Here is an 11,078-nt window from a genome sequence, read left to right as displayed (position 1 = left end):
GCCCCACAGGGCCCACAAACGAAATATCTCGAGGCACCGCCGGCCAAAAGCCAAAAGCCAAACGGTGCCTCGAGATATTTCGTTTGTGGGCCCTGTGGGGCTCGAACCCACGACCTGCGGATTAAAAGTCCGTAGCTCTACCAGCTGAGCTAAAGGCCCACGTGCAAACAACTGCTTGCACCCCAGCAATCATAGTGCACAACCCCCACCCAGAGCCAAAAAGCCGCCTACCCTTTTGCATTCTGTTGGGGGTAGGCGGCAATGAGGAGGCTGGCTCAGTTATGCCTTCATGGAGCCGGTCTCAATGAAACGCTGGTGGAAGGACAGCGCGGTTGCGAGGTCATGCGGGGTCTGCATGGTCTTGCGCTCCTTAGCAAGGGAGAGGGCGCGGTCGTAGTATTCCTGCAGCGCTGGGCGGTAGTCAGGGTGCGCAATAGCGATGATCTTTTCCGCACGCTGGGTTGGGGCCAGGCCGCGGAGGTCGGCGTAGCCGTACTCGGTGATGAGCACCTTCACGTCCTGTTCCGTGTGGTCCACGTGAGACACGAACGGCACGATTGCGGAGATGGCGCCACCCTTGGCGTCGGAAGGCGTGATGAAGGAGGAGATGAAGCCGTTGCGGGTGAAGTCTGCGGAACCACCCACACCGTTCATCATGCGGGAGCCAACCACGTTGGTGGAGTTCACGTTGCCGTAGATGTCTGCCTCGATCAGGCCGTTGGTGGCGATGAGGCCCAGGCGGCGAACAACCTCTGGGTGGTTGGAGATCTGCTGTGGGCGCAGGATGATCTGCTTGGCGTACTTGGAGGCCTCGTTGTTCATGCGCTCCGCGTACTCAGGAGACAGGGAGAAGGAAGTTGCGGAGGCGATGGTCATCTTGCCTGCGTCGATGAGGTCCACCATGCCGTCCTGGATAACCTCGGTGTAGGCGCGGATGTTTTCAAACTTGGAGTCCAGCAGACCTGCCATCACGGCGTTCGGGACGTTACCCACGCCGGACTGCATGATGTAGCCGTCGTAGGTCAGGCGGCCAGCGGCAACCTCGCCCTCCAGGAAGTCCAGGAAGTGGCCAGCGATCTGGCGGGACTGGTCATCGATTGGCTTGAATGGGGCGTTGCGGTCTGGGGCGTCCGTCTCCACCACTGCCACAACCTTGTCCAGGTCAATGTCGATGTAGGTGGTACCAATGCGCTGGCCAGGCTCGGTGATTGGGATTGGCTGGCGGTTTGGCAGGCGGTTGATGCGGTAGATATCCGCCATGCCCTCCAGCTCCAGGGACTGCCAAGAGTTGACCTCGATGATGATCTTCTCTGCGTTGTCCAGGTACTCCACGTTGTTACCAATGGAGGAGGAAGGAACCAGGTGGCCTTCCTCGGTGATGCGCACTGCCTCCACGATGGCAACGTTCATTTTGCCGAAGAAGCCCTGCTCAACGTAGATCGGGGACTCGGAGAGGTGGTAGTCCGCGTACAGGGACTTACCCTCGTTGATCTTGTTTCGCAGGATTGGGTCAGACTGGTATGGGGTGCGGAAGTGGATTGCGTCTGCTTCTGCCAGAACACCGTCGCAGTCAGGTGCGGTGGAAGCGCCGGTGAACAAACCGATGGAGTAAGCCTCACCCTTGGCGTGAGCCTCCTTCGCGCGGTTGGCGATTGCGGTTGGCAGTGCCTTTGGGTAGCCGGCGCCGGTGAAGCCGGAGATACCTACGTTGTCACCGTTGTTCACAAAGGTTGCGGCTTCCTCAGCAGACATAACCTTGCCGCGAAGCTGTGCATTCGCAATGCGATCAGACATCAATTCCTCCTGAAATAACCCACCAATCCCTGAGAGAAACGGTGGAAATGTGAAGTTTGTACCGCGCCAAACCGCCACGCCCCAAATGTGAGCGCACAAACAGTATTGCCGCATAGTTACGGACACCACATTAGCGGAAAGTGGTGCAGAATGGCGCCCACTTTGCACCCCCATTTCGCTACCCCCAAAGGCCACCGTGAGTGGTGCGGGCGCTGGGGGCGTCGGCAAGCGTCCTGCCACCGCAGGCTTGATTCCTGGCGCTGCTTGCGTGAAGATTTCATGGTGTCTTTATCTATAGGTTCCCTCCAACTTGCCTCCCCCGTTGTGCTGGCGCCGATGGCAGGCGTGACCAACATGCCGTTTCGAGTGCTCTGCCGCGAACTGGAGCAGGAAAAAACCGGAACCGTCTCCGGGCTGTACGTCTGCGAGATGATCACCGCCCGCGCGCTGGTGGAAGGCAATGAAAAGACGCTGCACATGACCACCTTTGCCCCCAGCGAGCAGCCACGATCCATGCAGCTCTACACCGTGGACCCGGAATACACCTACAAAGCTGCGCGCAAGATTGTGGAGGAGAACCTCGCCGACCACATCGACATGAACTTCGGCTGCCCCGTCCCCAAAGTCACCAGGCGCGGCGGCGGCTCCGCACTCCCCTACAAACGCCGGTTGTTCGGCAAAATCGTGGCCGCAGCAGTACGCGCCACCGAAGGCACAGACATCCCGGTCACAGTAAAGTTCCGCGTAGGCATTGACGACGAGCACCACACGCATCTCGACGCCGGCAGGATCGCAGTCGAAGAAGGTGCGGCTGCGGTGGCACTGCATGCACGCACCGCCGCGCAACGCTACTCCGGCGAGGCCTCCTGGGAGGAAATTACCCGGCTCAAAGAGCACCTCGCACACACCGGCATTCCCGTGCTGGGCAACGGCGACATCTTCAAAGCCTCCGACGCCTCCGCCATGATGCAACAAACCGGATGCGACGGCGTGGTAGTGGGCCGCGGCTGCCTGGGCCGCCCATGGCTGTTCGCCGCCCTCTCCGCGGAGCTGCGCGGCGAGCCCGTACCCAGCGAGCCGACGCTCGGGGAGGTAGTGCGCATCATGATCCGCCACGCGACTTTGCTCATGGAACACGACGGCGAGGCCAAAGGCGCACGTGACATGCGCAAACACATCGGCTGGTACCTCCGTGGCTTTCCCGTAGGCGGCGAAGTGCGCGCACAGCTTTCCAGCATGAACTCCCTGGATGACCTCAAGCGCATCCTCGCCCCTTGGGCCGACTCCCCAGTTCTCGCCGAGGACGCCGAAGGGCCCCGCGGACGCAAAGGCTCACCCGCCAAAGTGGTGCTCCCCGAAGGCTGGCTGGACGACCCCTTTGACCTCACCGTGCCCGAAGGGGCGGACCTCATGCATTCCGGCGGTTAAGGGGGTGGGCCTTGGGTCTTGGGCCTGGGGCACTGGGTCTTGAGCACTGAGCCTTGGGTGTGCGGCAAACTTCAGCAAACATCCAGGTGAACATCGTCTGAATTTCGCTTCAGGTTGGTTCCCTGGATAGACAAGATTTGTTGGGCAAATACAATGTTTTGCATGCGCTCAGCTTTCCGTGAACACCTCGACTCTTTTGCACACGACCTCATTTTGATGTGTGATTCCACCGCAAAGGTGTTGAGCCATGCCTCCAAAGGGCTCACTGAAAATTCACTGGAAGACAGCGAGCAGGCGCTTTCGATGTCCGATGAACTCAACGAGCTTCGCGATCGCTGCACCGACCGCGCAGTTGAACTCCTCGCGCGCGAAGCCCCGGTGGCAAGGGATCTGCGCCAGATCGTCTCCTCCATTTACATCGTGGAGGACCTCGACCGCATGGCAACCCTGGCCATCCACATCGCCTCCACCGCGCGGCGCCGCCACCCCGAGCTGGTTGTGGAGGAACCCATCATGGGCTACTTCCGGGAAATGGGCCGCCTTTGCCAAGACATGACGGCTCAGATCCACGACCTGCTCATCGACCCCGACGCCGACGTAGCCCTCACCCTGAGCACCGACGACGACGCCGTGGACGATCTCCACGTCCACATCATGAGCCTGCTCACAAACCGTGAATGGCCCCACTCAGTGCGCCAAGCGGTGGACGTAGCATTGCTGAGCCGCTACTACGAGCGCTTCGCGGACCACACCGTGAACGTTGCCGGCCAAATCGTATACCTCACCTCCGGGCTGAAGCCGGCCCAGTACACCGACCAAAAGAGTGCCGAAGCCCAAAACCTGGATTTCCAGCGCCGCCTTGGTGAACTCGAACGTCAGTTGGGGCGCTAGGGGTCGTTTGAGGGTGAGCCTGAAAGGCCCCACACACCGCACTTCATGCGAATAAAGCCATGAGCCTGCGACAGCCCCACTGCCTGGCCTACCACCATCCCACAAAAATGCCTTAAGCCCCGCCATGTGTGCGGGGCTTAAAACTATTGTGGTTGATTATCCGAAGCGGCCGGAGATGTAATCCTCGGTTTCCTTCATATCCGGATTTTCAAAGATCTTCTTGGTTGGGCCAACCTCCACCAGGCGGCCTGGCCTGCCGGTTGCTTCCAGTGAGTAGAAGGCGGTCTGATCAGACACACGCGCTGCCTGCTGCATGTTGTGAGTCACGATCACGATGGTGTAGTCCTCTTTCAACTCGTGAATGAGGTCCTCCACCGCCAGGGTGGAAATGGGGTCCAGTGCGGAGCAAGGCTCGTCCATGAGCAGAACCTCCGGCTCCACCGCAATGGCTCGGGCGATGCACAGACGCTGCTGCTGACCACCAGAGAGGCCGCCACCTGGCTTGTCCAGGCGGTCCTTGACCTCATCCCAGAGGTTCGCGCCGCGCAGGGACTTCTCGGCTACTTCCTTGAGGCGCTTCTTGTCTTTCACACCGGAAAGGCGCAGGCCCGCAACCACGTTTTCTTCAATGGACATGGTGGGGAATGGGTTTGCCTTCTGGAACACCATCCCGATAGTGTTGCGGACGGCTACTGGGTCAACCTTGGAACCGTAGATGTCTTCGCCATCAAGGAGGACGGTGCCTTCTACGCGGGCACCTGGGGTGACCTCGTGCATGCGGTTGAGGGAGCGCAGCACGGTGGACTTACCGCAGCCGGAAGGGCCGATGAATGCGGTGACTGAACGTGGGCTCACAGTGAGGTTGACGTCTTGGACGGCGTGGAAATCACCGTAATAAATGTTGAGATCGCGAAGTTCAAGCTTGTTAGACATGTTGTGGGCTTCCTGGAATGTGTGCGGAGTTTGCTTAGGAGGACTTTGCGGAGAACTTGGTGGAGATGATTCGAGCACCCACGTTGAGCAGGGTAATCATGAGCACCAAGGTGAATGCTGCACCCCAGAGCTTGTCCAGTACTGCTGGTGCGGTGCCGGCCTTGTACATGTCCAGCATCATCAGTGGCAGGGAGGATTGTGGCCCGCCGAACGCGTCCCAGTTGATCACCTGGGTGGAGCCCACCAGGATCAGCACTGGCGCGGATTCACCCATCACGCGGGCGATCGCGAGCATCACGCCGGTCACGATGCCGGAGAGTGCGGTTGGGAGCACAATCTTCGCGATGGTCTTCCACTTTGGAACACCGAGCGCGTAGGAGGCCTCGCGGAGATCCTGTGGCACCACGCGGAGCATTTCTTCCGTGTTCCTAATGATCACAGGGACCATGAGGATTACCAGGGCGAGTGCCACGGCGAAGCCAGAGCGGTCCATTCCGAAGAGCACGATCCACATGGAGTACACGAACAGAGCGGCAACGATGGAAGGAACACCAGTAAGGATATCCACCATGAAGGTGGTGATCTTACCCAGGCGGTTACCGTTGGAGTATTCCACCAGATAGATTGCGGTGAAGATGCCAATTGGGATGGAGATCAGGGAGCAAATCAGGGTTTGCACCAGCGTGCCCACCATGGCGTGGAGTGCTCCGCCGCCTGGCATGGAATAGAGCACGCCCTTTTGGGAGGTGGTCCACCACTCAGGGGAAAGCACTGGGCCGAGGCCTCGGGCGATGAGGGTGTAGAGCACCCACACCAGGGGCACCATAGCGAGCGCCATCACGCCGTACACCAGGAAGGTTGCAACGGAGTTCGTGGCTTTACGCTTGCTGCTGATGCCTTGGAATGTTGGGCTGGAGGTTGTTACGGGGGCAGTAATGTTCGTCATGTCTGTGGCCTACTTCTTCTTCACCACGATGGAACGTGCGATGGAGTTGACCACGAAGGTCAGTGCGAACAGGACCAGGCCCGCGGCGATGTATGCCCCGGCGCGGAGGTCATCATTAAATTCTGGAGCTGCGTTTGCGATAGCGGTTGCAAAGGTGGTGCCGCCGTCAAAGATGGAGAAGCGGAACTCGGAGGAGGGGGAAACCACGAGGTAGAGTGCCATGGTCTCACCGAGCGCACGGCCGAGGCCGAGCATCGAGCCGGACACATAACCTGGCATACCAAATGGGAGCACGGTCATGCGGACCACTTCCCAGCGGGTTGCGCCAAGGGCGAGCGCTGCTTCCACCTGGCCGCGTGGGGTCTGGATGAAGACCTCGCGGGCGGTTGCTGCAATCACAGGGAGGATCATTACCGCCAGCACCACACCACCGGTAAACATGTTGCGGCCGGTAGCGAAGGCTGGGGAGTTTGAGTAGGTGGAGAAGAGGAAGAAATCTCCAGCTACGCGGTTGAGCCACTCGTAGAAGCCCGAGAGGGCTGGGCCCAGCACCTGCCAGCCCCACAGGCCGTACACGATGGACGGCACTGCGGCGAGCATGTCCACCAGGAATCCCAGTGGGCGCACGAGGCGGGTAGGTGCGTAGTTTGAAAGGAAGATTGCGATGCCCAGGGCAACCGGCATTGCGATCACGAGCGCGATCACTGAGATCATCACCGTGGAGGCAAACAGGTTGGGGATACCGAACGCCATTGCGGAGGTATCCAGCAGGTTCCAGTTTGCGGAGTAGGTGAAGAAATTCTCGGTGTTGTTGCGCAGCGCTGGCACTGCGCGCCAGATGAGAAAGGCGCCGATGGCTGCGATGATGACGGTGATCATCACTGCGGAAATCTTGGCGACGTTGCTGAAGATTACGTCGCCAGGACGGCGCACGCCTGCGCCCTTTGCGTCACTGCCCGATGGGGTGTGCGACATGCTTTTCTCTTGGGTGGGTTCTAGAACCCCAGTTCCGGTTCCGGTTGGCCTGGACATCAGGTGAATTTTCCTTGCAGGTGGTGATTAGGAGATGGCCTCGACAGCAGCCTGGAGGCGCTCGAGGTGCTGGCCGGTCACTGGGATGTAGCCAAGCTCATTAAGCTGGTCGTTCTGGTTCTCCAGAGCAACGGTCAGGAAGTCCTTCACCTGGTTGCGAGTGTTCTCATCGTAACCAGCGGAGCAGACGATTTCGTAGGTGGTGAGCACCAGTGGGTATGCGCCTTCGTTTTCAGAAGCGAAGAGTGCCTCGGTGTCCACAACCATGTTGTGGCCCTCGGTCTTGAACGCGAGGTTGTCCAGGGCAACGCCCACGGATTCTGGGTTCAGCTCAACTGAGCCCGCACCGAAATCGATGTTAGCAACGCCCAGGCTCTGCTGCTTTGCAAAGCCAGACTCTACGTAGGTGATTGCACCCTCGATGCTTTTAACCTCAGAGGCCACACCGTTGGAGCCGTTTGCGCCGGAGCCAACAGTTGCTGGGAAGGCCTGGCCGGTGGTGTCCCAGTTCTCAGGGGTAGAAGCAACCAGGAACTTCTGGAAGTTGTCGGAAGTACCGGACTCATCAGAGCGGAAGATCACGGAGATTTGGGTCTCAGGCAGCTCTGCATCTGGGTTCTCAGCAGCGATCTCAGGTGCGTTCCATGCGGTGATGGAACCGTTGAAGATCTTTGCAACGGTTGCGGTGGAAAGGTTCAGGGTGTCCACACCTGGGAGGTTGTATGCAATAGCAACTGGACCGATCACCATTGGCAGGTGCCAAGCCTCATTGCCGCCACAGCGCTGTGCAGCTGGCTCAACCTGGTCATCAGCCAGTGGGGAGTCAGAACCTGCGAACACAGCCTGGCCGCCGATGAAGTTCTTACGGCCGGAGCCAGAACCGGAAGCGGTGTAAGCCAGGGAGGCGCCGGAAACAGCCTGCTGGTACTGAACGTTGAAGAAGTCCATTGCGTTCTGCTGAGAGGATGCACCCTCAGCAACCAGGGAACCGGTAGCACCGGTCAGGTTTGCGGCAACTTCGCTCGCACCGGTTGCGTCGGAGGAAGAGGAGCTCGTAGAGGTCTCGGAACAAGCAGCAAGTACGAGGGACGCTACAACAGCAGAGGCGAGCAGAATTTTGCGTGACACTGGCGAAAACCTTTCAGTAATGAGTTTGGCGTCGAGTGCACACAGTATTGTTCGTTATTGAAACGCAATTATCCTGGAAACTAACAACAGGTGAACAGGTACTTGCCCCAGGTAAACGCGCTGGTCAGCCCTCAAACAATTGGGAAAAATTCCTGCTAAAGTGCCCAAAATTACACCTGCCACCACACCGCCACAACCTTGTACACGCCCCGCTAAAGGTTCCTGTTCACCTTCCGTACACCTATAGCGCGCCCCCTTGCTACGCGCCATACAAACAGTGGCGCTGTGAAACGCTAAACCCCAAGCGCTGATACGCAGCAACTGCCGGTGCATTATCCGCCTCAACATAAAGGATCACCGCGGTGTTCCCCTGCTCCGCTAGATGTTTGAGCCCAGCGGCAACCAAGGGCGTACCCAAGCCTTTCCCGCGCCCGCTATCAGCCAGGCCAACCACGTATACCTCGCCCGGCGCGCCCTGGACCTGCTTGATCCAGTGGAATCCCACAAGGTTCTGGGACTCGTCAAGCAGGAACAGCACATCCTTGGCAGAAAACCACTCAGTATCTATTGCGGTATCCAGCCGCTGCAGGTCCCAGCCACCCTGCTCTGGGTGCCAGGAGAATGCCTGGTTGTTCGCCTCCAGCCACTGCTGCTTGAGCTCGGGGCGCTCGGCAAAGGTACTGATGGAATAGCCCTGCGGTACCGCTGCTGCTGTGTCCACTGCCGCGAGTAGCGCCTCTTTTTGGATTTCCATCACCAACAGCTCGCGCACCACTTCCCTGCCGGTCTTTGCCGCGAGATGCTGCGCTGCGGGGAGGTTGCCGTGCGCCCACACTGGCGCCTCGAGCCCTGTGATCAGGCGTGTTCCATGACCGTTCCCCCGCGCGCTCGGGGCGACCACGAGCTCGGCGCTGGCGGCGTCGTACGTGCAAAACCCCACGAGCTCGCTGCCTTGGTAGGCGCCGAGGAAGGGGTTGGTGGCGAGGTTTCGGAGGAATTGCTCGGAGATTGGGGCGAGGCCATCATGGGCTTGAGCCTGCTCAGCGATAGCGCGGGCGGCGGCGAGTTCGGCGGGCGTTGGGGGCGTGGTGGGAAGCATAGGTACAATACTAGGGTGCTTTCCAAAAAATCTGTGGTGGCTCTGGGTGCCGTTTCAGCCGTGCTGGGCTGCGGTTTCCTTGTCGATACCGCCCTGGCCACCCGCGCGGAGGCTCAACTCTCACGCACGATCGCCGCGGACGCCGAGCTCACGCAAGTGCCCAGCGTCTTCATAGGAGGCGGTCCACTGTTCCTCCTCGGGGTGCTGAAGGGGGAGGTGCCCACGGTTGCAGCGAGCATTAACGACGCCACCAGCAACCGCTACGGACTGGTATCCACCCAGGTGGAATTCAAAGATGTGACCATGAGCGCGCAGGATATCCTCGCGGGCAACGTGGATGGGGCGAACGCCACGCTCATGACATCCCAAGTACGCCTGGACCCTGTTGCGGTGGGCGCGCTGCTGCACATCCCTGACCTAGACATTTCCAACCCGCACAACATCTCTCCCGCCGGCGTGCCCAGCAGTGAGGTGCAGCTTCGCGGCACTATCGACGGCCAGGAGGCGCCCGTGACCGTGCGCGCTGACCTGCGCCTCAACGGCCCTACCTTCCGCATGACGCCAACACTCGTGCTGGACAACCCCACCACACTGAGTGAAGAGGCCATCTACCAGGCCTTCAATTTATCCTTTGACACCAACACGCTGCCCCTTGGCGGCCAGGCCGACTACGTTGCCGTGAGCGGAGGAGTGATCCTGTTCAGCGCCACGAAGCGGGACGTGGTGGTGGAGATTTCTGAATTCACTCAGTTCGATTAGCACTGCTAAATACGGATGGACAGGAAGCTCAACGCCACACGCAGAGTGGACATCGGGGTAGCCGGGATTGACTCAACCGGGGCGTAGACCTCGATGGCCTGTGGCACCGCCTTGAGGGTGACCTCCTCCAACTGGCCGATGTATTCGCCATCTACCTGGAAGCCGCGCTCCTCGTGGCAGCGCAGGTGAACTTGGTTGGCGTCGTCAAAGCGGAAGGTGAACTTTTCCAACCAGCGCAGCGTGCGTTTGGAGTGGCCAAAGCCCACCAGGTGTGCCATGCCGGCCACGCCACGCGGCCCGGAAATAGTGCGCAAGCCATACAGACCCAGGCCTTGGTCAAAGGAATTGCGGGGGTTTGTGATCACAGGCAAGGGCCCGAGGAACGTCCATGGGTTGGTATTGGAGGCGATGAGCAGCGGTAAATCGGCCTCGTGGATCTCCTCCCCCGCCGAGTTGGAGGCACGCAACTCCAGGTGCGGAGGGTTGCGGTGCATCCGACGCCACGCGCGCAGTGCCACACGCATGTAGCGCAGCGGGGTGGCGGCAAAGCCGCGGTTGCGCACGCGCTCAACGCCCTCGATGACGTCGGCATCAATACCGAAGCCGGCATTCACCGCGAACCAAGAATCATCCCAGGTACCCAGTTCCACCAGGCGGGTGTGCTCATTGGCCAGTGTATGGGCCAAGGCCTCAGCGGCGAGCTGCGGGTCCGCTGGGAAACCGAGGGCCCGGGCGAACACGTTGGCACTGCCGGTGGGGATGACTGCGAGCCGGGGCGCGGTGCCAGGGTCGGTGGGTGCGTGGACGCTGCCCAGCAAGCCGTTCACTACCTCGTTCACGGTGCCGTCGCCACCCACCGCGATCACTACGTCAAAATCATCACGGCTGAGGCCGGTGCACATTTCGGTGGCATGCCCCGGCGCGTGCGTGAACTGGGCACGCAGCTCCAAGCCCTCCACCTTGGACAGCGCCGGGATCACCCGGCGGAACAGGGCCGGATCTTGCGTGGTGGAGTTCGGGTTAGCGATCAATAGTGCGCGCATTCGCCCCACTTTATACATCTTTCCT

General features: G+C 60.1%; 10 protein-coding genes and 1 tRNA gene. 3 read left to right on the top strand and 8 right to left on the bottom strand.

The features are described from left to right. Nucleotides 1–86 precede the first annotated feature (86 nt). Both NQ018_RS07965 and scpC read right to left on the bottom strand, forming a co-directional pair. Nucleotides 87–159: transfer RNA gene (locus tag NQ018_RS07965), tRNA-Lys, on the bottom strand. A gap of 120 nt (nucleotides 160–279) precedes the next feature. Beyond that, nucleotides 280–1,794, bottom strand: coding sequence for a succinyl-CoA:acetate CoA-transferase ScpC (gene scpC / locus NQ018_RS07960; protein ID WP_257039232.1), 1,515 nt, complete (start codon nucleotides 1,792–1,794; stop codon nucleotides 280–282). Between the two features lie 282 nt (nucleotides 1,795–2,076). Between scpC and dusB the strand changes: the two genes are divergently transcribed. Next, entirely contained in the window at nucleotides 2,077–3,222 is a 1,146-nt protein-coding gene (gene dusB / locus NQ018_RS07955) for a tRNA dihydrouridine synthase DusB (RefSeq protein ID WP_257039243.1), read from the top strand. 162 nt (nucleotides 3,223–3,384) lie between these two features. Next, entirely contained in the window at nucleotides 3,385–4,113 is a 729-nt protein-coding gene (phoU, locus tag NQ018_RS07950; RefSeq protein ID WP_257060207.1) for a phosphate signaling complex protein PhoU, read from the top strand. A gap of 156 nt (nucleotides 4,114–4,269) precedes the next feature. Here phoU and pstB read toward each other — a convergent pair whose 3' ends face one another. From pstB to mshD, 5 genes are all read right to left on the bottom strand, one after another. Beyond that, nucleotides 4,270–5,046 (bottom strand): phosphate ABC transporter ATP-binding protein PstB, encoded by a 777-nt coding sequence (pstB, locus tag NQ018_RS07945; protein ID WP_257039159.1) that lies wholly within the window; start codon nucleotides 5,044–5,046, stop codon nucleotides 4,270–4,272. A 34-nt stretch (nucleotides 5,047–5,080) separates the two neighbouring features. Continuing rightward, nucleotides 5,081–5,992 (bottom strand): phosphate ABC transporter permease PstA, encoded by a 912-nt coding sequence (gene pstA / locus NQ018_RS07940; protein WP_257060203.1) that lies wholly within the window; start codon nucleotides 5,990–5,992, stop codon nucleotides 5,081–5,083. A gap of 9 nt (nucleotides 5,993–6,001) precedes the next feature. Next, nucleotides 6,002–6,967: a phosphate ABC transporter permease subunit PstC gene (pstC, locus tag NQ018_RS07935; protein ID WP_257039157.1), complete on the bottom strand. Its 966-nt coding sequence runs from the start codon at nucleotides 6,965–6,967 to the stop codon at nucleotides 6,002–6,004. 84 nt (nucleotides 6,968–7,051) lie between these two features. Then, nucleotides 7,052–8,152 (bottom strand): phosphate ABC transporter substrate-binding protein PstS, encoded by a 1,101-nt coding sequence (gene pstS / locus NQ018_RS07930; protein WP_257060202.1) that lies wholly within the window; start codon nucleotides 8,150–8,152, stop codon nucleotides 7,052–7,054. A 259-nt stretch (nucleotides 8,153–8,411) separates the two neighbouring features. Beyond that, nucleotides 8,412–9,251 (bottom strand): mycothiol synthase, encoded by an 840-nt coding sequence (gene mshD, locus NQ018_RS07925; protein ID WP_257060201.1) that lies wholly within the window; start codon nucleotides 9,249–9,251, stop codon nucleotides 8,412–8,414. Nucleotides 9,252–9,266: 15 nt separating this feature from the next. Here mshD and NQ018_RS07920 point away from each other — a divergent pair, with 15 nt between their 5' ends. After that, entirely contained in the window at nucleotides 9,267–10,010 is a 744-nt protein-coding gene (locus NQ018_RS07920) for an LmeA family phospholipid-binding protein (protein WP_257060199.1), read from the top strand. A gap of 5 nt (nucleotides 10,011–10,015) precedes the next feature. On the opposite strand, the gene NQ018_RS07915 is transcribed toward NQ018_RS07920, so the two are convergent. Further along, the gene (locus NQ018_RS07915) at nucleotides 10,016–11,053 is read right to left on the bottom strand and encodes a diacylglycerol/lipid kinase family protein (protein ID WP_257060197.1); all 1,038 of its coding nucleotides are present in this window, start codon (nucleotides 11,051–11,053) and stop codon (nucleotides 10,016–10,018) included. Nucleotides 11,054–11,078: the final 25 nt, after the last annotated feature.

This window comes from Corynebacterium kozikiae (genome assembly GCF_024580965.1).
In the GTDB taxonomy this organism is placed as follows: domain Bacteria; phylum Actinomycetota; class Actinomycetes; order Mycobacteriales; family Mycobacteriaceae; genus Corynebacterium; species Corynebacterium kozikiae.
This window is presented reverse-complemented; position numbering and strand designations above follow the sequence as displayed.